The sequence below is a fragment of the Streptomyces sp. NPDC051684 genome (assembly GCF_044453445.1).
In the GTDB taxonomy this organism is placed as follows: domain Bacteria; phylum Actinomycetota; class Actinomycetes; order Streptomycetales; family Streptomycetaceae; genus Streptomyces.
The window spans coordinates 121734-140805 of the sequence record NZ_JBITCS010000003.1 but is presented as its reverse complement, the minus strand read 5'-3'; the positions used below and the strand labels follow the sequence as shown (position 1 = coordinate 140805).

20 protein-coding genes, 1 tRNA gene and 1 pseudogene are annotated in these 19072 nt (G+C 69.9%); 8 read left to right on the top strand and 14 right to left on the bottom strand.

Features of this window, described 5'->3' with window-relative positions; genetic code table 11:
* Nucleotides 1–80: 80 nt before the first annotated feature.
* Nucleotides 81–428: a hypothetical protein gene (locus ACIA8D_RS04915; RefSeq protein WP_399228737.1), complete on the bottom strand. Its 348-nt coding sequence runs from the start codon at nt 426–428 to the stop codon at nt 81–83.
* A gap of 509 nt (nt 429–937) precedes the next feature.
* Here ACIA8D_RS04915 and ACIA8D_RS04910 point away from each other — a divergent pair.
* Nucleotides 938–1010, top strand: a tRNA-Arg gene (locus ACIA8D_RS04910).
* Between the two features lie 81 nt (nt 1011–1091).
* On the opposite strand, the gene ACIA8D_RS04905 is transcribed toward ACIA8D_RS04910, so the two are convergent.
* The 13 genes from ACIA8D_RS04905 to ACIA8D_RS04845 all read right to left on the bottom strand — a co-directional run bounded on the left by ACIA8D_RS04905 (nt 1092) and on the right by ACIA8D_RS04845 (nt 11844).
* On the bottom strand, nt 1092–2366 hold the full coding sequence (locus tag ACIA8D_RS04905; protein ID WP_399228736.1) for a tyrosine-type recombinase/integrase: 1275 nt from the start codon (nt 2364–2366) through the stop codon (nt 1092–1094).
* Entirely contained in the window at nt 2366–2563 is a 198-nt protein-coding gene (locus tag ACIA8D_RS04900; protein ID WP_399228735.1) for a helix-turn-helix domain-containing protein, read from the bottom strand. The genes ACIA8D_RS04905 and ACIA8D_RS04900 overlap by 1 nt, the downstream gene beginning before the upstream one ends.
* Nucleotides 2564–2741: 178 nt before the next feature.
* On the bottom strand, nt 2742–3902 hold the full coding sequence (locus ACIA8D_RS04895; protein WP_399228734.1) for a DUF3631 domain-containing protein: 1161 nt from the start codon (nt 3900–3902) through the stop codon (nt 2742–2744).
* The gene (locus ACIA8D_RS04890; protein ID WP_399228733.1) at nt 3899–4255 is read right to left on the bottom strand and encodes a hypothetical protein; all 357 of its coding nucleotides are present in this window, start codon (nt 4253–4255) and stop codon (nt 3899–3901) included. Before ACIA8D_RS04890 ends, ACIA8D_RS04895 begins: the two co-directional genes overlap by 4 nt.
* Nucleotides 4252–5172 (bottom strand): bifunctional DNA primase/polymerase, encoded by a 921-nt coding sequence (locus tag ACIA8D_RS04885; RefSeq protein ID WP_399228732.1) that lies wholly within the window; start codon nt 5170–5172, stop codon nt 4252–4254. Before ACIA8D_RS04885 ends, ACIA8D_RS04890 begins: the two co-directional genes overlap by 4 nt.
* Before the next feature lie 89 nt (nt 5173–5261).
* Nucleotides 5262–5711 carry a hypothetical protein gene (locus ACIA8D_RS04880; protein ID WP_399228730.1) on the bottom strand — a complete coding sequence of 150 codons (450 nt, stop codon included), beginning with the start codon at nt 5709–5711 and terminating at the stop codon, nt 5262–5264.
* A 204-nt stretch (nt 5712–5915) separates the two neighbouring features.
* Nucleotides 5916–8027, bottom strand: a complete 2112-nt coding sequence (locus tag ACIA8D_RS04875; protein WP_399228728.1) for an ATP-binding protein — start codon at nt 8025–8027, stop codon at nt 5916–5918.
* An 83-nt stretch (nt 8028–8110) separates the two neighbouring features.
* A complete protein-coding gene (locus ACIA8D_RS04870; protein ID WP_399228726.1) occupies nt 8111–8650 on the bottom strand; it encodes a hypothetical protein in 540 nt (179 codons plus the stop codon).
* 28 nt (nt 8651–8678) lie between these two features.
* Complete coding sequence (locus ACIA8D_RS04865; RefSeq protein WP_399228724.1) at nt 8679–9017, bottom strand: RRQRL motif-containing zinc-binding protein; 339 nt, start codon at nt 9015–9017, stop codon at nt 8679–8681.
* A complete protein-coding gene (locus ACIA8D_RS04860) occupies nt 9017–9907 on the bottom strand; it encodes a DUF2637 domain-containing protein (RefSeq protein ID WP_399228722.1) in 891 nt (296 codons plus the stop codon). The genes ACIA8D_RS04865 and ACIA8D_RS04860 overlap by 1 nt, the downstream gene beginning before the upstream one ends.
* A complete protein-coding gene (locus ACIA8D_RS04855) occupies nt 9904–10347 on the bottom strand; it encodes a Pycsar system effector family protein (RefSeq protein ID WP_399228720.1) in 444 nt (147 codons plus the stop codon). Before ACIA8D_RS04855 ends, ACIA8D_RS04860 begins: the two co-directional genes overlap by 4 nt.
* A complete protein-coding gene (locus ACIA8D_RS04850; RefSeq protein WP_399228719.1) occupies nt 10344–10613 on the bottom strand; it encodes a DUF6284 family protein in 270 nt (89 codons plus the stop codon). Before ACIA8D_RS04850 ends, ACIA8D_RS04855 begins: the two co-directional genes overlap by 4 nt.
* 514 nt (nt 10614–11127) lie before the next feature.
* On the bottom strand, nt 11128–11844 hold the full coding sequence (locus tag ACIA8D_RS04845) for a GntR family transcriptional regulator (RefSeq protein ID WP_399228717.1): 717 nt from the start codon (nt 11842–11844) through the stop codon (nt 11128–11130).
* 57 nt (nt 11845–11901) lie between these two features.
* Here ACIA8D_RS04845 and ACIA8D_RS04840 point away from each other — a divergent pair, with 57 nt between their 5' ends.
* The 7 genes and pseudogenes from ACIA8D_RS04840 to ACIA8D_RS04810 all read left to right on the top strand — a co-directional run.
* The gene (locus tag ACIA8D_RS04840; protein WP_399228716.1) at nt 11902–12723 is read left to right on the top strand and encodes a class I SAM-dependent methyltransferase; all 822 of its coding nucleotides are present in this window, start codon (nt 11902–11904) and stop codon (nt 12721–12723) included.
* A gap of 249 nt (nt 12724–12972) precedes the next feature.
* Nucleotides 12973–13845, top strand: coding sequence for a DUF2797 domain-containing protein (locus ACIA8D_RS04835; protein WP_399229092.1), 873 nt, complete (start codon nt 12973–12975; stop codon nt 13843–13845).
* 140 nt (nt 13846–13985) lie between these two features.
* Nucleotides 13986–14276 carry an antibiotic biosynthesis monooxygenase family protein gene (locus tag ACIA8D_RS04830; RefSeq protein ID WP_399228714.1) on the top strand — a complete coding sequence of 97 codons (291 nt, stop codon included), beginning with the start codon at nt 13986–13988 and terminating at the stop codon, nt 14274–14276.
* Nucleotides 14233–15198 carry an amidohydrolase family protein gene (locus ACIA8D_RS04825; RefSeq protein ID WP_399228713.1) on the top strand — a complete coding sequence of 322 codons (966 nt, stop codon included), beginning with the start codon at nt 14233–14235 and terminating at the stop codon, nt 15196–15198. The genes ACIA8D_RS04830 and ACIA8D_RS04825 overlap by 44 nt, the downstream gene beginning before the upstream one ends.
* 80 nt (nt 15199–15278) lie before the next feature.
* Complete coding sequence (locus ACIA8D_RS04820; RefSeq protein WP_399228710.1) at nt 15279–16034, top strand: response regulator transcription factor; 756 nt, start codon at nt 15279–15281, stop codon at nt 16032–16034.
* Between the two features lie 59 nt (nt 16035–16093).
* A complete protein-coding gene (locus tag ACIA8D_RS04815) occupies nt 16094–17587 on the top strand; it encodes an ATP-binding protein (RefSeq protein ID WP_399229090.1) in 1494 nt (497 codons plus the stop codon).
* Between the two features lie 198 nt (nt 17588–17785).
* Nucleotides 17786–19069: pseudogene (locus ACIA8D_RS04810) on the top strand (glycosyltransferase); the annotation flags it as partial.
* Nucleotides 19070–19072: the final 3 nt, after the last annotated feature.

Sequence of the window (19072 nt, the reverse complement as noted above, 5' to 3'; positions counted from 1 at the left end):
CCAGGGAGTCCATGTCGTAAGGCATGGGCTCCCTGAGTCGTTTCCGGCCAATTCGAGCGGAAGCGGCATGCCTGCCCTGGTCACCAGTTCATGTGGCTGGGCATGCGGCACTTCCCGGCGGCGTCCGTCGAGGGGCAGTCGCCCCCGCCGAGCCAGACGAGCCCCAGGGCCAGCACCAGCGCGACGGCCATGACCGCGAGGCCGGTACGAGTGGCCATGAACCGGCTGATGCGCCTGCCGGAGCTACCGAGTTGGCGGTCGCGGGGCACTGTGGCCCGGCGCAGGTTCCAGACGCCGAAGGCGGCGACGGTGACAGCTCCGAAGGCGGCCGACACCCAGCCGTCGTGGAACAGGCCCTGGGCGACGTAGGCGACCATGCCGCCGAAGATCAGCGCGTACGTGATCCGGACCAGGATGTTAATGATCATGAATCCTTGTCGCCGTCCTGGTCCGTATGCCAGTCGCCGATGACGAGCCCCATGGCGCAGCCGGTGTTTCACCCGCAGCTTCATCGCCGCCTCACCTCGTCCCGTATGAGGCGGTCGAGGCGCGTCAGGAGGTCCCGGCGCTCGGCGCGGCGCTTGACCCCGTCCGTCCACCGGTCCACGCGGGTGTGTGGCCTCACTTGTGCACCGTGAGCGGCGGCTCCGCCCGGTCGGGCAGCGGGGCGGAGTCGACGGAAGTTGATCTCGGGGGTTCGTTGCGGGGCTCACATGTCGGGCCGATGAGGCGCGAAGAGTCGAAGCCCGGGTCCTTCGGGGCCGGGGTCGGCGTGGTTCCAGGGTGTGGTCGTCGGTCGCCCCGAAGTGCGTTTTCGCAGGTCAGGGTAGGTGGGGCAATCGGATTTCACATGGCGGCGGCAGTCATGTAATGTTCTTCTTGTCGCCGGGACGGGCCGAAAGGCCGGGAACGGGAGACAACAAAAAAGAAAAGACAAGCACTCGTAGCTTAACGGATAGAGCATCTGACTACGGATCAGAAGGTTGCAGGTTCGAATCCTGCCGAGTGCACACAGGTCAAAGGCCCCGCCGGTTCGCCCGGCGGGGCCTTTGACATCAACGGGTGACATCAACGCGGTCGGAAACCTGTCGTCAGTCGCCCTCTCCCTCCCCTTCCGGCTCGTCGTCGGAGTCGTCGAGGTTCAGCGCGTCGTCCATGCGCTCCGCAGCCGCCCGCAGCGTCGTGGCCATCACGTGCGCGTAGGTGTCGAGCGTCATCGTGATCGTGCTGTGGCCCAACGTCTCCATGATCGTGCGGGCATCCACCCCCTGTGCGAGCAAGAGTGACGCGCAGGTGTGCCGCAGGTCGTGAACACGGACCCGGCGCACGTTCGCGTCCCGGCACAGGATGGTGAGCATCCGGTTCAGGCTCCGGGGATCGGTGACGCGCCCCGTGATCGTGGTGAAGATCAGGCCGTCCGGCTGGCCCGGCGCCGGCTGCCACTTCTTCCCCGCCACCTTGCGCTCCCGCTCTTGCTGGAACTGGTGCTGAGTGAGCGCGCGCACGAGGTGCCGGGGCATTGGCACGGTACGGATCGAACGCGTCGTCTTGGGCGTCCCGAACAGCAACTCCCGCCGGATGCGCTGCACGTTCCGACGCACGCGGAGCTGGCCGTTCGCGAGGTCCACGTCAGACCACGTAAGTCCGAGCGCTTCCCCACGACGCAGGCCGGTCGAGACGAGCAGCAGCCAGAGGGCGTACAGCCGATGGGGGCGAGCCGTCTTCAGTAGGAGACGTACCTCCGCAGCGTCCAAGGGACGCACCTCCTTGGGCGTGACGGTGGGGGTTTCGACGATGCGGGCGACGTTCCGAGCGATCAGTTCCTCGCGCATCGCCTGTTGCAGGGCGGACCGCATCACGGCGTGGATGTACTGGACGGTCCGGGCGGACGGGAGCCGCTTGCAGCACTTCCCCACGGCGCAGCACGCGCGCTTTCCCTCGGGCCGGTCGCGGTCTGCGCCGCGCAGGCAGCACAGGCACGCGCTCTTGAACTCCGTAAGGAAGCGGCGGACGTCCGCAGGGGAAAGCCTGTTCAGTCGCTTCTTGCCGAGCGCCGGCCGGATGTAGAGACGGGTCAAGCCCTCGTAGCTGTTGAGCGTTGCGGGCTTGAGCCGGGCCGGAGCGATGGTGGCGAGCCAGTACGTCAGGTAGTCGCCGAAGGCCATCGTCGACGACGCGGCGGGGATGCCCTGCCGGGTCTTCTCTTGCAGCTCGGTCAGCTTGTCGGCCACCTCGTCGCGGGTCTGGCCGTAGACGAACTTCCGCGTCCGCGTCCCGTCCGGGCGGTAGACGTAGGCGGCTGCCTGGTAGCGACCGTCCTTCCGCTTGGTGATGGTTCCTTCGCCGTTGGCGCGTCGCTTGGCCATCAGGCAGCTTCCTCCAATCGGTCGCGCATGAGCGCGCGGACGCTGTCGACCGGGATGCGGCGGGCCCGCCCGATCTTGAAACTGGGGAGTTCGTTCGAGCGGATGAGGTCGTAGACCTTGAAGCGGCTGATGCGGAGAGCGCTCATGACCTCCGGGACGGTCATGGCTTCGGGGGTCTCGGGTACGGCGGTGAGCACGTCGAACCTCCGGGAGTGCATGGCGGGGGGCCCTGGCCCCCTTCTGGAAAGTCCGCTACATCCGCTACAGCGCTACATCGCAGGTCAGCGGGGGTGTTTTTGTAGCGGAGGGGTGGCGTGTAGCGGCTACGCATGCGCTACGCCGTAGCGGGTGTAGCCGCTACACGCTGCGGTGCCGCTACAGAGTCAGGGGCTCTGAGCTGGGCTGTAGCGGCGTAGCGGATGTAGCGGACTCCTGGGAGGGAGGCGGGCAGTAGCGCGCCCACGCGTCCGTCAGGTCCTCGGCATGGAAGCCCTTCAGCACCCCTCCGGCGGTGCGGATGTTGCGGGATCGGATGGGGGTGTTGTCGGCGGTCATGTACTCGGCGAGCATCCGGGCCAGGCGCCGGTTGTCGAGGGGCTTGCCGTCGAGGTCGGCCCATGGGGCGTCGTCGAGGGCGTTGAGCCGGTCGAGGATGGCGATGGTGGGCAGCTTGTCCATGCCGATCAGGACGTGGTCGCGCAGGTCGGTGAGCAGCCGGATGCCGACGCTGTGCTTGTCGGTGGTCTGCGCCGCCTTGACCAGCGTCACGCACGCTTCCCGGGCCCGCTCGGGCCAGGTGCCGCCGATGGCGTCGGCGATGGCGAGCAGCGGTTCCCACACGTCGGCGGGCCGGTCGGTGACGCCGTCGGGCATGTCCGGCCAGGCTCCGAGGACGAACCCTCGTGCCTGCTCTGCCCATTCGGCGAGCCGGTCGCGGAGCTTGTGCCCTTCGGCCTCGTGGATGCGGGCACGGAACGGCTCGACCCGTTCGTTGCGTGCCCGCCGGCGCATCCGGATGACCACGGAGCGCGTGAGGATGGTGTCCGGCAGGGAGCCGAGTCCTGCCATCGCGACCGCGCAGTACGACGGGAACGCCTGAACTGTCTGGTTGCCGCCGTCGCCGATGCACCGGTAGGTGACGCCGGTCCGGCGGTGTCCGGCGTTCAGGAAGCCGCGCAGGTCCTCGTTGTCTCCGGCCTTGGGGCCGAAGATGGTGTCGATCTCGTCGAAGAGGATCGTGGGCCGCCCGTCGGCGCCGGAGACCGCCCGGAACAGGGCGGCGGCGGACGCGTTCACGGCGACCATGGGGTGTGGCACGAGGGTTTCCACGATCTCCAGCGCCCGGGACTTCCCGGACCCCGGCTCGGGGGAGAGGAACGCCAGTCGCGGGGTGGAGTCGAAGCAGTCCAGCAGGTGCGCGTGTGCGTCCCACAACGCCACGGCGACGTAGGCGGCGTCGGTGGGGAAGACGTTGAAGCGGCGGTGGAAGGCTTCCACCTCGTCGAGCAGTGCGGCGCCGTCGATGGGGCTGTTCATGCGGCGGCCCTTCCTTCCTCGGAGTTGCGCAGGGGGCACACGGTGCGGTGGTAGTCGTGGCTCGCCACGAGGGCGAACACGTCGGCTTGCCCTCGGGCGCGCAGGTCGCGGCCGCACACGCACCACGAGGTCGCGGTGGGGGTGCGGCCGTTGCCGGGCGCGTTGATGGTCAGCCAGGCGATGGGGCGGCGTCCGTCGTCGCCGTGCGGGTCCACACCATGGGCAGTGCGGACGCCTTCGGCGACCTCCTTTCGGGCGCCCACGCCTCCCGCGTCCACAGGCTGTGGGGCGGCGTGCAGCCCTGTCGGGGTGGCGGGTTGGCCTTCCAAGGGGATGCGGGGGTCGGTGGTCATGCCACCTCCCGTGGCCGGACGGTGCGGGCGGAGCTGTCCAGGGCGCTGCGGATCGTCGTGCGGCACTCGGCCGGCGTGAGTCCGCTCGACTCCCCCGCCCCTTGGAAGGCCTCCTCCACCACGTGCCGGGCGATGTCGCCCCACGCGACGAACCGCCCCACCTTGAACGCGCTGCGGTTCAGCGTGGTGTTGCGCTGAGACTCGGGCGCCCCGGCGACGATGCGGCATTCGGCGTCGAGTGCGGCGAGTGCCGCGCGGCTCCCGTCGGCCGCAGGAAGCCTCAGGGGGCCCGCAGGCGGCTTGGGAGCCGGTTTCAGGATGGTTTGCATCCATTCGGGCAGTGGGAGCGCCACAGAGCCGCTGAGAGATTCGTAGGCTCCGGTCGGGGTGGTGCTGCCCGCCGCGACGACGTACCCGCCCCACGCCCGCGTGTCAATCAACTCACCGATGGTGCCTGCGGTGTTGGTCATCCGGGTATTCGGCGGGGCGGTGAAGTACAGGTGCCTTCCGCCGCTTGCGGTCCGCACCCGGTAGGTGTCGGGGACGGCGTGCCCGGAGCGCTCGCAGAGCGCACCAAAGGTTGCCGCGCCGTCAGGCGCGTCCGAACTGCCCTTGTCCTTCGGCTTGTCGAGGTCGACGACCAGCAGCCCGGAGGGGCCGGTGGCGATGCCTACGTTGAACGGGCCGGTGGACCAGGCGGCGTGGATGCGATCGGGGTCGGTGGTGGCGCGCTGCTCCCACTTCACGTGCCCGCCGGCGCACTGTCCGGTGCGGGGGCAGGCGGTCTCGCCGTGGAGGGCGGGCCTCTTGGCGCCGGGACGCAAGGGGAAGACGTGCCAGCCGTGTTCGGCCGCCGTGAGGGCGGCGGCGAGCATCGGTAAGCACTCAAGGGAGACGGAGGGGATGGGTTGCGTCATGCTGGGTGTCTCCAGTCCTGTTGCAGGGTGCTGGTGGACAAGGGCGGCCCCGCGTCATTGGCGTGAGGTGGGGGTCGCCCTTGGCGTAGCTAGCCGTGGAAGTGGTTGCGCTTGATCACGGCTTTGCGGATGTTGACCGTGGTCCCGCCGCGCGAGGCGCCGAGCACCTGCACCGCGATGAACCCGCCGAAGATGACGGCGGCCAGGATGATGAGTTGCTGGATGAGGGCGGCGAGTGCGGCGATGAACGTGGTGAGCAGCAGCAGGCCGCCGCAGACGGCGAGGAAGCCGACGCCGCCGAGTGCGGCGTTCACCGCAGCCCGCGAGACGGCTGGCTTGGGCGCGACCGGTTCGGGGTGGACGGGGTTGATGGCGTAGCCGGTGACCGCGCGACCGTCGGGCAGGACGATGGTCTGCACCGTGGGGATGTGGCCCGGCTGCACCACGACGGGCGCGGCCTGTACGGGCTGTATCGGGGCGGCCTGGTGGACGATAACGGGCGCCTGGACGGCGGTGTGGTGGGCGGGTTCGGGCAGCATGCGGAATCCCTTCCGGCCGATGGCCAGGGAGGCGGAGACACACCCTCGGGGGTGCGCTGTGGAGGGGGTTTCAGGGGTGCTGACCTGTACGCCTCCCTGACTCCCTGATTGATCCTTTTCGCAGGTCAGGGCCAGGGAGGCAGGGCAGGGAGGCGGCCAGGGAGTTCTCCCTGCCTCCCTGCCCCGGGCGGGGTCGGCTCCCTGTCATCCTTCGGCGGAAACGGAACCGTCGGTGTTGCGGTTGGCGAGTGCACGGGAGACGCGCTCTTTGCCGACGACCATGCGCCCGTCGGACTTGTACGGCTCGGCACCGGTGCCGTCGAGGACCCGTGTCAGGTCAGCGAACGACCACGTGCCGTAGGCGTCCTCATTCAGCGCGGCGAGCCGCTTGAGCACGTCCTGGGTGAGGACGCGGGCGGTGTCGCCGAGCACAGTGAGGATGTCCGCGAGCGGGTCGCGCTCCTCACCCCGCTCGACCACGTGCAGGGTGGTGACGCCATCCCGCAGCGCCTTCGCGCGGTCAGCGATGACCTTGGCGTCATCGGTGCTGATGTAGTGCGTGCGCACCGTGATGGAGGACTGGCCCTTGGGGATCTCGATCCCGTCGGACGCGACCACGAGCGTGCCCTTGTCCAGACCCGGACGCAGCAGGTTCGGGGCGGCCCCGCCGTCAACGGCCTTGTCGCCGAGCGCCATGCGGGCCTGCGACTCCGTACCGAGGGCGAGGGAGGCGCGGGTGTGGGCGCCCTCGCGGACCAGCTTGGGAAGGTTCTGGTCGGTGGGGTCCTGGGTGCCCTGCCACAGCAGCACGTTCACCGCGCGGCCCTGGTTGTGAATCTTGCGGGCCGCCATGAAGTACCGCGACGTGGACGACGAGCCGCCGTAGGGCCGCTTGTCCTCGTCCTTGAGCGGACACATGAACGCGACCTGCGCCTCGTCCACGATCACGATCAGCGGCGGGAACACCGTTCCGGGCGGGGCCTGGAGGCGGCGGTTCATCTCGCTCACCGCGTCCTCGGCCATCTCGGTCACCTGGATGACGTGCTCGTCGGTCGGGCCCTGGATGAGCCGGGTCGCGAGCCCGTCGAACATGTCCCAGTCGCCCACGCCCTTGAGGTCACCCATCCAGAACTCCACCGACCGATCGAGCGCCAGCCACAGGGCCAGCGCGCGCAGGGCGGCGGTCTTGCCCTGGTTGGACAGGCCCGTGATCAGCAAGTGGCGCTGATAGACGCTCAGGGCGGCGGCATCGCCGCGCAGGTCCTGACCCCACGGAGCCTTGCCCTTGCTGTAGTCGGCCTTGAGCGAGTCATCCGTGACCAGCGGCGACGGGCCGATCGGCTCATCGAGCGCACCACTGTCGGCGATCCACAGGCGGACCGTGCGGGCCGCCTCGGGGATCGTGATGAACACCTCGTGCTCGTGCCGGGTCAGGTTCTCCGCGAGCTTCCGCCGGCGCTTCTGCACCTCGATCGTGGACACCCCGGACGGAAGCGTCACGTCGACCTCGACTCCGCATCCGGCGATCCGGATCGGACCGAGCATCGAGGCGCCGGCGTCACCCATGTCCTTGATGGCGCTCTTCAGCGGGGCAACACCCAGGTCGCGCAGAGCCTTGACCACGATCGACGGCGTGATCGGGTCACCCTCGGAGCTGCGGACGTTGTCCGGCAGTGCCCAGTACGGGGCCGCCTGCGCACGTCGGCCGACCTCCCACAGGCCGAGCAGCGCGAGCAGCGGGCCGACGGTGATGAGCGGCCCCCAGGTGACCTGAACGATCCAGATCATCAGGCGGATGAAGTCGATGACCGCCATCAACGGCGTGACCACGTCGCCGACTTCCTTGGTGGCCACGGCCATGGCGATGCCGAGCAGCAGCAGACCGCCCACACCGAGCCCGACCCCAGCGGCGGCGCCCTTGGCGGCGTCGACCGGTGAGGTCAGCAAGTCCATGCGGCGGCGGTGGCGAGCCTCGCGGTACTTCTGCCCGCGCTCCTCCCACTCGGCCGCCACCTCGTAGTTCCCCGCCGCCTCGGCGGCACGAAGCATGCGCTCGTAGCGGGCCGCGGTACGACCGTCCCACGCGCGTCGGGCCACGATCCGCGTCCCGCCGAGGACGTAGGTGGTGTGCCGGACACCGAGTCGGCCCGCCGTGCGGGCGTTGTCGACCGTGGTGACCTTGCGCACCGCCCGACCGGAGCGCACCCACAGGGGCACCGGACGCGGCTCGGGCACCACGGTCAGGGTGGTGACGTTGGCGGTGGGTTCGGGGGTGGTGTCGGGGTTCTTGTGCAGGTGAACGACGTTGCCACTCATGCGTGTTGACTCCAGACAGCCCGGAAACGGGCAGGGGGAGCCAGGGCCCAAGCACGTGGGCCCTGGCAGGCGAGGGGTGTGGGTCAGTGCAGGTTGGCGGCGAGGCGTTCGGTGTCGTACGCCTCGCGCTCGTGGTCCTTCAGCGCCCGCTCGAACTCACGGGCGTCGCGGCGGGACTGGCGTTCCACGCCGTAGGCGGCGCGCAGGTCCCGCACGATCACGTCCAGGACGCCCCGGCGGGAGAACTGCATGGCGTGCGTCAGCTCGTGTACGAGGGTGGTCGCGATGTCCTCGCGGGTGCGGTGCTGCTCGCTGTTGACCAGGACCAGGACCGATCCGTCGGCGCGGGGAATCGCGCGGCCGGCCGCGTCACGGGCGTGGCGCAGGGTGGCCTTGCGGGCCTTGTCGATGGCCCGGCGGTCGGTGCAGCCGGACAGCTCGACCTCGGCCTGCACGCCGAGTTCGGCCAGGCCCTTGGCGTTTGTGAGGGTGATTTCCACGGCGGGCATCCGGCCGTTCACGGCCCGGCTGACCTGCCGCATCGCGTGCGGGGCGAGCTGTTTGGTGTCGCGTTCCAGGTCGCGGCGGGCCCGGAGCTGGTGCGTGGTGATGGTGTGCTTCACAGCGTCTCCGATCACGAATCGCCGCAGCTCACGCGGCAAGAGAGGTGGGGTTGTCGTGGCAGGGCACGCACATGCCGAGCGAGACCGGGATGACGTATCCGGCATCACGGCGGCACTGCGGGCAGGTGCGGCGGGCGGTGTTCGCCCGGTCCAGGGCCGCCCACCTGCCCGGCGTCATCGGCCGCACGGGAAGCGCTCGGTCGACGCGGTAGAGGTAGGCGATCAGCGGGCCCCGACGGCGCCGAGGCCGCTCCAACTGGGCGGCGACGTCCTGACCGCCGGGGCGTAGGCCGCGCGCCCGGAGCTGACGGCGCGTGGCCATCCCATCCGGGGCGAGGTTCCACCGGTAGACGGGGAGGGTGGCCATCAGGCGACTGCCGCAGCGCGCTCGGCGCGCAGGGTGTCACGCAGCGTCCGGGCGTTCGCCGGGGACGTGCGGACCTCCCGGCGGATGCCCTCAGCGGTCACCTTGGCGTCCGGCCAATCGGCCGTGACCGTGCGCGCCTCGGCGAGGAGTTCGGCCGGGGTGCGCTTCGATCGGGTCGACTTCGCAGCGTCCGGGACACGGCCCGTCACGCCGCGCGGGCGGGTCGACTCGGCAGCCGCCGGTCGCACCTCGATCGGGCGGGCCGGGGTCGACTCGATCGCCTTCACGGGCTTGGTCGGCAAGGTCGACTTCAGGAAGCCGACCGCGACCGGTCGGGGCAGTTCCTTGGCGTTCGCGGTGATCGGCGCGGGGGTCGATACCGGCAGGTCAGCCGTAGACCGATTCCTCTCGGTCTCGGTGGATTCCTCCGCATTCTCGATCGGAGCTGGGATCGGGGCGGGGCGGTGGTGCAGCACCTTCGCCACGAGGTCCGAACCGAAGTAGATTGACCCGACCGGAAGGCTCGTGGCGAGCAGTACGAGCGCCCAGTTCGCCGGGTCCCACTCCGCGAGTCGACCCCAGTCGACCGTGCGGCCGTGCAGTTCGGGGACCAGGCCGTGCACGTAGTTGAGGACCAGTGAGGCGATCGTGTAGGTGCCCAGCACCCTCAGTGCGAACGTCCGGTCCCGTCCGGCGAGCACGAGGGTGGCGATCAGGGCCAGGGCCATCAGGCCGTCGACCACGAACGGGTAGAGGGTCGCGGCCGTGTCGTCAGCGCCGATGGCGTTCGCGATGTCCCGCAGCGCGTTCCAGGAGACGCGGAACGCCATCCCGACCACGGCCACGAGGGCGAGCACGAGGGCCGTGCGGCCCTTGCGGTGAAGGTTCATGCCGCACCCCCGAGCGTGATCACGGTGGCCACGATCAGCAGCATGCCGCCGATGCGGGTCAGGTCGATCGCGCGCCGCAGCGCGGTGAACTTCACGACGGCGATGCGGGACAGGCCCGCGATATCGGCGGCAATGTCGGTGGCCACCGCTTCCCGGATCTGCTCCGGGGTGAGCGTGGCCCAGAGCGGGAAGCCGTGCCGGCCGGACAGGTTCGGCCGGACCGACGACAGCAGCAGCGCGGCCGCACCGACCAGCACCGCGACCCCGGCCAGGCCGGGAACGAGTGCGTAGGCGGTGACCGGTGCGTCCTTGCCCGCGCTCCACACGCCGGCCAGTACGGCGCCGATGAAGGCGAGCAGGAGACTGGCCTTGCTGTCGGTCCGCGTGATCTCCGCCTTCACCTCGGCGTGCGCGGCGGACAGGTCTCGTACGGCGCTCATGCGACACCGCCCGTCTGCTCGGCGGTGCGGTTGAGCAGGGCGACGCGGGCAGCGAGCGCCCGGCGGCGGGCCCGGCGGATGCGCCGCTCGTCGACCTCGGTCGGCGTGCGGTCGAGCGTGATGATGTGCGCGTCGAGCAGGTCGACGCTCGCGAGGATCACGGGCATCTCGCGGTCGATGGCGTCCAGCTCCGCGTTCGTGGGCTCCATCGAGTCGAAGCACTCGGCGGCGGTAACAGCTTCCTGAACAGTGACGATGTGGTTCATGGGTCGTGTTCTCCCTAGCAGGTAGCAACGGCCCGAACAGCACCCCCGGAGTAGCCGCTCCGGGGGTGCGCGCCGTTGATGGGTGATCCCTTGGTGGTGCAGGTGCGCGGTCAGGCGTGACCGCATTGCCCCGGCCGGGAGTCGAACCCGGCCTACGACCATCGGGGCGGTGGTGCGGTGGTGCGGTGGTGCGGTGGTGCGGTGTGCGGTCGTGCGGTGTCTCCTCCGGGAACACGAGCTCCCGTTACAGGCGTATGGAGACGTGGCCTTTCGACCTAAGCCCTCCGGACTGCCAAGGGGTCCGGGTCCCTCGCCCCCGCCGAAACGGGGCCTCATGACCCCCTTGCGGGGGCCCTTGGCGTTGCGTCTACAGACTGGACCGGTGGACCGGTCCAGTCAAGCGATGAAATCGGAGTTGGCTGGCGGGCTGGAGAGTTCGTGCACGTCAGAGGGCCTGATTAGCCATCAAAAAAGCTGGACCGGCGGACCGGTCCAGCTAGGTGTCTCTCCTGTCCTACATTGCGTAGGTATCAACCTGTTCGAACAATGCGGCAGGCGTGACACCCTCTTCGCAGACCAACGGTCGTCCTTCCTGGTCATGGGCCGTATGCAGGAGGACTGCGACCGCACTTCCCTCATCAACCGCCAGTCGTTCCGCCTCAACGTCCGTGGCGAGGCGAACGGTTGTGATGTCGACCCCTTCCGCAGGGAAGCGCCCGGTCTGACGCCGGACGTAGCGCGTCGTGCCTTCGGCGATTGGGGCTGTGTCGGAGAGTCGGGGTGCCGCCTCTCCGATCTCAGGCGGGAACCACGCTTCGACGCAGCTATTGGGACTCCCGTCCGGAAGTTGAAGCACCCGGACACGACGGAGAGCCATGACGCCGGGCGCGAGCCCAAGCGCGGTGGCGACGCGCGGGGGAGGCTCGGCCCAGTCGGGTGCTCCGACCCGAAGAAACGGCATCCCGCCCAAGATGCGCGCCGATCCGGCCCGCCGGGCGCCGGCGGGACGTGCGACGGGGGTTTCCGTGACCACGAACCCGGTCCCCTGCTTGGCCACGACAACACCGTCATTGCGGAGTACGTCCACGGCCTTGATGGCAGTAGCGCGTGACACACCCCACTGCTCGGCCAAGTCTCGACCGGACGGGATAACCTCGCCGGGGGCGTACTCACCTGCGGCGATGCGGGTCCGAAGTGACTCGGCGATCTCCTCGTACTTCAGAACAGCCATTGGCTTTCCCTACCTCGCACGCTGGACTGGTCCACCGGTACACACGATACTGCGGGCATGTCGAATCTCGAATTGGCTCCCTCCGTGATGCGGTTCTACGGCGAGACAGTGAACGAGGACAGCCGTCTGCGCAGCTCGGCAGACGGGCGGATGGAGCTGGTCAGGACTCAAGAGCTTCTCCGACGATTTTTGCCCCCCGCTCCAGCTCGTGTGCTCGATGTTGGTGGGGGGACTGGAATTCATGCCGAGTGGCTGGTGAAGGACGGCTATGACGTGACGCTGGTGGACCCAGTGCCGCGTCACGTCGATCACGCGTCAGCCGTGTGCTCTGCGGTCGTGGGGGACGCGCGGGACCTGGGTGAGCCGGACGACAGTTACGACGTGGTGCAGCTCCTCGGGCCGCTCTACCACCTGCCGGACCCAGAGGACCGGCGTACTGCGCTGGCAGAGGCGCGCCGCGTGGTGAAGCCGGGTGGACTGGTCGCAGCAGCAGCAATCAACCGGTACGCCTCCCTGTTCGAGCACGTGACGTACGCTCACCTGCACACGGAGAGAATCCGGGACTCTGTCTCCAAGATTCTTGAGACCGCTGTCTATGACGGCGTCCGAGGGTTCACCCTCTCCTACTTCCACAGGGCAGAGGAGCTGGTCTCGGAACTGGTGGCATCCGGGCTCACGGAGGTACAGGTTTTCGGGATCGAGGGCCCGGCGTGGTCGCTCGTCAAGGCAGCCGAGCAGCAGCCTGGCGACGGGCCCACGGATGAGTTGATCGCATCGGCCATGGAGGCGGCCCGTATGGCTGAGCCGTACCCGGAGTTGCTGGCTGCTAGCTCGCACCTCTTGGCCGTTGGACGGGCCCCGGCTGACATCAACTCCTGACATCAACGGTGGCGCACACTGGCAGACAGCCACGACCGTTCGGCCTCGGGCACGCGCCGCTTTTGCTTGGGACATCAGGGGGTGCCCGGCACGCGCACGCGCCTACGGATCAGAAGGTTGCAGGTTCGAATCCTGCCGAGTGCACACAGACAAGAGGCCCCGGACGATGAGTCCGGGGCCTCTTGCGTTGTCCGGGCGTTGTCAGTGCCGTGCGTCATCCTGGCTCGTATGACGTGGTGGTGCACCGGAATGCGGTGGCGTGGGGGCGGGCCGGTCTTCGGGTGGGTGGGGGACGGCGGGGGCGAGCGGGAGAGCGGGGTGCGGTTCGGGGAGAGCGTCGCGTTTCGGGTCGGTGGGGAGCGGCGGTGTCTCGGGGTGTGGCGGGGCGGGCGGTGGACCGTCTGTCCGGGGCGGGACACCGTGCCGGTGCGGGGGACGCGGGCGCAGTGCGCGGAGTGTGCCGGGATCGACCGGGCGCGGTCCGTGGCCGCGGACACCATCGCCGATGACCCGCGGCCGTACCACGTGTATTTGGCGTGGTTCGGGGACGGGCTCGTGAAGGTGGGGATCACGGGGACCCGGAGGGGGAGCGATCGGCTGCTCGAGCAGGGGGCCGTTGCCTTTACGTGGCTGGGGCGGGGGCCCTTGATGGCGGCGCGGCGGGCCGAGGAGTTGCTGCGCGTGGCGCTCGGGGTGCCGGACCGGATTCCGTACGAGCGCAAGCGCGCGGTGCGGGGCGCCCTGCCGGCGGTCGAGGAGCGGGGTGCCGAGCTGGTGCGGGCGCATGGTGTCGCGGCGGTGCTCGACCAGTGGCCCGAGTCTCTTGAGCGGTTGCCGTGCCGGGTGGTGGATCACGGGGAGGTCTTCGGGCTGGCGGGGATCGATCGGGTCGAAGCCGTCGTCAGCGAGCTCGGGGAAGGGGCCGTCGTCGCCGGGCGGGTGGCCGCTGCCGCCGGGCCCGATCTGCATCTCGTCGAGGCCGGTGGTGAGCGGCGGCTCGTCGTCGATACAAGGGTGCTCGCCGGGTGGCCGTTGGAGCGGGTGCCGGAGGGTGCCGGCGGGGCCGGGGCGGCGAGGCTCGCGGTGCGGGAGGTACCGGGGGTGCAGGGTGGGCTTTTCTAGTCGGTCGGCCCGGTGCGTCGGCCCATCCCCTTTTCCCGGGCCGGGGAACGAGGGATCGTATGGACATGAGTGATCACGCCGATGCGGCTGACGGGCCGGCGGTCCGGCCGTTGCCCGCCTTTGAACCGCCTTATTACGTCGTGGTGTTCAGCTCCGTGCGGACCCCGGGGGACCGCGGCTACGGGGAGGCCGCGGACCGGATGGACGAGCTGGTCAAGGAGATACCGGGGTACCTGGGGCACGAGTCCGCGCGCAATCCCGGCGGGCTCGGGATCACCGTCTCGTACTTCCGGGACTCCGCAGCCATCGAGCAGTGGCGCTCCGTCGGCGAGCACCGCGCCGTGCAGAAGCAGGGGCGCGCCGAGTGGTACGAGCGGTACACCGTGCATGTCGCCAAGGTCGAGCGCAGTCAGGAGTTCGAGCGTGACTGAGCCCGGCCCCGGCCGCCCCGGCTGCCCCGACCACGGCGACCGCCTCGACTCCGAGCCCCAGCAGGTCGCCGCGTTTCTCGACCGGTACCGGCTCCCCGGCCTCGTCGACGTGCACACCCACTTCATGCCCGAGCGCGTGCTCCGCAAGGTGTGGGCGTACTTCGACTCCGCCGGGCCGCTCGTGGGGAGCGAGTGGCCGATCACGTACCGCGAGGAGGAGAGCGAGCGGCTGGCCCGGCTGCGGGAGTTCCGCGTCGAGGCCTTCACGTCGATGCTGTATCCGCACAAGGCGGGCATGGCGCGCTGGCTGAACGAGTGGGCGGCCGACTTCGCCGCCCGCACGCCCGACTGTCTGCACACCGCCACCTTCTTCCCCGAGCCCGGCGTCGAGGCATACGTGCGCGAGGCGCTGGATGCGGGGGCGCGGGTGTTCAAGGCGCATGTGCAGGTGGGGGCGTACGAGCCGAACGATCCGCTGCTCGACCCCGTGTGGGGACTGCTCTCCGAGGCCGGGACGCCGATCGTGACGCACTGCGGCTCGGGCCCCGCGCCCGGAAAGCACACCGGTCCCGAGCCCATCGCCCGGCTGCTCGCCCGCCACCCCCGGCTGCCGCTGGTGGTCGCGCACATGGGGATGCCCGAGTACACGGACTTCCTCGACCTCGCCGAGCGGTACCCGCGGGTGCGGCTCGACACGACGATGGCGTTCACCGATTTCGTCGAGCGCCAGGCGCCTTTCCCGAAGGGCGAATTGGGGCGGCTCGCGGCGCTCGGGGACCGGGTGCTGCTCGGCAGCGACTTCCCGAACATCCCGTACCCGTACGTGCATCAGCTGGAGGCCATCGAGCGGCTCGGGCTCGGGGACGACTGGGTGCGGGCCGTGTGCAGGAAGAACGCCGCCGCGCTGTTCGGGATCGGCTGAGCCGGGACCCTCATGCGTTTCTCAGAGTTTTCACAGCTTCGGGAAAGGCCGCTCTCAGAGGCGCATCGCAAGCTTGCGCCATGACCGCGATCTCGCCCCAGGGGCGTACCGAACTGCTGAGGCCGGACGGGAGCCCCGTCCGGGTGCTTGTCGTGGACGACGAGCAGTCCATCACCGAGCTGTTGTCCATGGCCCTGCGCTACGAGGGCTGGCAGCTGCGCACCGCGAGCGACGGGGCCGGAGCCGTGCAGACCGCGCGAGAGTTCCGGCCCGACGCCGTCGTGCTCGACATGATGCTGCCGGACATGGACGGGCTCAGCGTGCTCGGCCGGATGCGCCGCGAGCTGCCCGAGATCCCCGTGCTCTTCCTGACCGCCAAGGACGCCGTCGAGGACCGGATCGCCGGGCTCACGGCGGGCGGCGACGACTACGTCACCAAGCCGTTCAGCCTGGAAGAGGTCGTCGCACGGCTGCGCGGGCTGATCCGCAGGACCGGCGCCGCCGACCGGCGCAGCGAGTCCGTGCTCGTCGTCGGCGATCTGATGCTGGATGAAGACAGTCATGAGGTGTCGAGGGGCGGGGACAACATCCACCTCACCGCCACCGAGTTCGAACTGCTGCGCTTCCTCATGCGCAATCCGCGGCGCGTGCTCAGCAAGGCGCAGATCCTGGACCGCGTGTGGTCGTACGACTTCGGCGGACAGGCCAACGTCGTCGAGCTCTACATCTCGTACCTGCGCCGGAAGATCGACGCCGGGCGCGAGCCGATGATCCACACCCGGCGCGGCGCCGGCTATCTGATCAAGCCGGCCATGGCCGCCACCACGACGTCGTGAAGCGCAGGGGCCGGCCCCAGACCCTGCGTACCCGGCTCGTCGTCACGGCCGTCGCGCTGATGGCGGTCGTGGCGTCCGTGATCGGTGTCGTGTCCGCCGTCTCGCTCCACTCGTACCTGTACGAGGAGCTCGACAAGCAGGTGCACGGCATAGCGATGCGGGCGAGCGGGCCGAAGGGCGACTTTCCCGGGGCGGGCCCCATGGGACAGAAGGACTTCGGTGACCTGGCGTTCGTGACCCTGGGCTCCCCCGCGGGGACCCTCGGCGCGGAGGTCAGTGACGGGCAGGCCACCGAGGGCAAGATCAGCGTGGAGTCGACGAATCCCGAGGGCGGCAGGCAACTGCGGACCGACGGACTCTCCCAGGCGGTGCTCGACGCCCTGGAGGACGTCCCGCGCGGCGACGACGACTCCACGCACACCGTCGACCTCCCCGGCTACGGCAGCTACCGCGTCCAGTACGTCTCCGGATCCAACGGCGACTTCTACGTGGGCCGCCCCACCGACCAGGTCGACTCCACCGTCAACAAGCTCATCGTCACCGAGCTGCTCGTCGCCGCGGCGGCGCTGGTGGCGGCGGGTGCGGCAGGGGCGATCATGGTCGGCGTCAATCTGCGGCCGCTGCGCCGAGTCGCCGCGACCGCGACCCGGGTATCCGAACTCCCGCTGCACAGCGGCGAGGTGACTCTCTACGAACGCGTCCCGGAGTCCGAGGCCGACCCCCGGACCGAGGTCGGCCAGGTCGGCGCCGCGCTCAACCGGATGCTCGACCATGTGCACGGCGCGCTGGAGTCGCGTCAGCAGAGCGAGACGCGGGTGCGGCAGTTCGTCGCCGACGCCAGCCACGAGCTGCGTACGCCGTTGGCCTCCATCCGCGGCTACGCCGAGCTGACCAGGCGCGGCCGCGAGGAGACGGGTCCCGACACCCGGCACGCGCTCGGCCGCATCGAGTCCGAGGCGGACCGGATGACCGGGCTCGTGGAGGACCTGTTGCTGCTGGCCCGGCTCGATGCCGGGCGGCCGCTGTCGTACGAGCCGACGGATCTGTCGCCGCTCGTCGTCGACGCGCTCAGCGATGCCCGTGCCGCGGGCCGGGACCACACGTGGCGTCTTGACCTCCCCGATGAACCGGCCACCGTGCTCGCCGACTCGGCGCGTCTGCATCAGGTCCTGGTCAACCTGCTCGCGAACGCGCGTACGCACACTCCGCCAGGTACCACCGTCACCGCGCGCGTGCACCGGCACGGTCCGTGGGTCTGTCTCGACGTACAGGACGACGGGCCGGGCATCCCCGCGGAGCTGCTGCCGCGCGTCTTCGAGCGGTTCGCGCGAGGTGACTCCTCGCGGTCCCGCAAGGCGGGGTCCACGGGGCTTGGGCTTGCCATTGTGCAGGCGGTTGCGGCGGCGCACGGAGGGTCTGTGACGGTCGAGAGTGCGGTTGGCCGCACCGTTTTTACCGTGCGTCTGCCGGTGCACGCGGACGTGGGGGCCAACCGTGCCGACGTCGCGGGGCTCTGCCCCGGACCCCGCGCCTCAATCGCCGGCGGGGCTTGATTTTTGTCGCCCTGCGCTTCAATCGCCCGCGGGCTTGATTTTTGTCGCCCCGCGCCTCAATCGCCGGCGGGGCTTGATTTTTGTCGCCCCGCGCTTCAATCGCCGGCGGGGCTTGAGTGTGCGGGGCTGGAATTTCTCACAGCCCGCCCAAAGCCTCACCACACAGCCCTAACAGGGCAGTTGGTGAATGTCGGTGGCATGCGAACCGACTCTTCTCCGGGCATCGAACCCAGCGTCTCCGCGAGCACCGCCTCCGCGAGGTTCGGGGCGCTGCCGGCGCGGGAGCACCTCCCTGCCGGCAGCGGCGATGTGCCGGTCCTGGACGTTGTCATCCCCGTCTACAACGAGGAGAAGGACCTCGGCGAGTGCGTGCGCAGGCTGCACCACCACCTGGTCCGCACCTTCCCCTACCCCTTCCGCATCACCGTCGCGGACAACGCCTCCACCGACAGCACGCCCCAGGTGGCGCACGAGGTCGCCGCCGAACTGCCGGAGGCCACGTACTTCCGCCTGGAGCAGAAGGGCCGCGGGCGCGCCCTGCGCACCGTGTGGTCGGCGTCCGACGCGCCGGTCCTCGCGTACATGGACGTGGATCTGTCCACCGACCTGAACGCGCTCCTTCCGCTGGTGGCGCCGCTGATCTCCGGCCACTCCGACCTCGCGATCGGCTCCCGGCTGGCCCGCGCGAGCCGGGTCGTGCGCGGCACGAAGCGCGAGTTCATCTCGCGCACCTACAACCTGATCCTGCGCGGCTCGCTCCAGGCCCGCTTCTCCGACGCCCAGTGCGGGTTCAAGGCGATCCGGCGCGATGTCGCGCAGGTGCTGCTGCCGCTGGTCGAGGACACCGGCTGGTTCTTCGACACCGAGATGCTGGTGCTCGCGGAGCGGGCCGGGCTGCGGATCCACGAGGTGCCCGTCGACTGGGTCGACGACCCGAACTCGACCGTGCACATCGTCAGGACGGCGACCGACGACCTCAAGGGCGTCTGGCGCGTCGGCAGGGCGCTCGCCACCGGCTCGCTCCCCCTCGACCGGCTCGCGCGCCCGTTCGGCGACGACCCGCGCGACCGTGAACTCACCGACGTACCACGGGGACTGGCCCGTCAGCTGCTCGGCTTCTGCGTCGTCGGCGCCCTGTCGACGCTGCTCTTCCTGCTGCTGTACTCCGGCTTCCGTACGTTCTCGGGGGCGCAACTCGCCAACGCGGCCGCGCTGTTCGTCTCGGCCGTCGCCAACACGGCGGCCAACCGGCGCCTCACCTTCGGGGTGCGCGGCCGGGACAAGGCGGTGCGCCACCAGGCCCAGGGCATCGTCGTCTTCGGCATCGGCTGGGCCCTGACCAGCGGCTCGCTCGCCGCCCTCGACACGGCCTCCGGCAACCCCTCGCACTCCACCGAGCTGATCGTCCTGATCGCGGCCAACCTCGCGGCGACGATCCTGCGCTTCCTGCTCTTCAGGGCGTGGGTGTTCAACGACCAGCGCCAC

Bases quoted from the DNA above. Each gene is read 5' to 3' on its own strand.
- ACIA8D_RS04825 (WP_399228713.1), top strand. From the start codon at position 14,233: ATGTCGCCAAGGTCGAGCGCAGTCAGGAGTTCGAGCGTGACTGAGCCC.
- ACIA8D_RS04840 (WP_399228716.1), top strand. From the start codon at position 11,902: ATGTCGAATCTCGAATTGGCTCCCTCCGTGATGCGGTTCTACGGCGAG.
- ACIA8D_RS04905 (WP_399228736.1), bottom strand. From the start codon at position 2,366: ATGGCCAAGCGACGCGCCAACGGCGAAGGAACCATCACCAAGCGGAAG.
- ACIA8D_RS04855 (WP_399228720.1), bottom strand. From the start codon at position 10,347: ATGAGCGCCGTACGAGACCTGTCCGCCGCGCACGCCGAGGTGAAGGCG.
- ACIA8D_RS04880 (WP_399228730.1), bottom strand. From the start codon at position 5,711: ATGCTGCCCGAACCCGCCCACCACACCGCCGTCCAGGCGCCCGTTATC.
- ACIA8D_RS04815 (WP_399229090.1), top strand. From the start codon at position 16,094: ATGGCGGTCGTGGCGTCCGTGATCGGTGTCGTGTCCGCCGTCTCGCTC.
- ACIA8D_RS04895 (WP_399228734.1), bottom strand. From the start codon at position 3,902: ATGAACAGCCCCATCGACGGCGCCGCACTGCTCGACGAGGTGGAAGCC.
- ACIA8D_RS04850 (WP_399228719.1), bottom strand. From the start codon at position 10,613: ATGAACCACATCGTCACTGTTCAGGAAGCTGTTACCGCCGCCGAGTGC.
- ACIA8D_RS04885 (WP_399228732.1), bottom strand. From the start codon at position 5,172: ATGACGCAACCCATCCCCTCCGTCTCCCTTGAGTGCTTACCGATGCTC.
- ACIA8D_RS04915 (WP_399228737.1), bottom strand. From the start codon at position 428: ATGATCATTAACATCCTGGTCCGGATCACGTACGCGCTGATCTTCGGC.
- ACIA8D_RS04835 (WP_399229092.1), top strand. From the start codon at position 12,973: ATGCGGTGGCGTGGGGGCGGGCCGGTCTTCGGGTGGGTGGGGGACGGC.
- ACIA8D_RS04875 (WP_399228728.1), bottom strand. From the start codon at position 8,027: ATGAGTGGCAACGTCGTTCACCTGCACAAGAACCCCGACACCACCCCC.
- ACIA8D_RS04860 (WP_399228722.1), bottom strand. From the start codon at position 9,907: ATGAACCTTCACCGCAAGGGCCGCACGGCCCTCGTGCTCGCCCTCGTG.
- ACIA8D_RS04845 (WP_399228717.1), bottom strand. From the start codon at position 11,844: ATGGCTGTTCTGAAGTACGAGGAGATCGCCGAGTCACTTCGGACCCGC.
- ACIA8D_RS04820 (WP_399228710.1), top strand. From the start codon at position 15,279: ATGACCGCGATCTCGCCCCAGGGGCGTACCGAACTGCTGAGGCCGGAC.
- ACIA8D_RS04890 (WP_399228733.1), bottom strand. From the start codon at position 4,255: ATGACCACCGACCCCCGCATCCCCTTGGAAGGCCAACCCGCCACCCCG.
- ACIA8D_RS04865 (WP_399228724.1), bottom strand. From the start codon at position 9,017: ATGGCCACCCTCCCCGTCTACCGGTGGAACCTCGCCCCGGATGGGATG.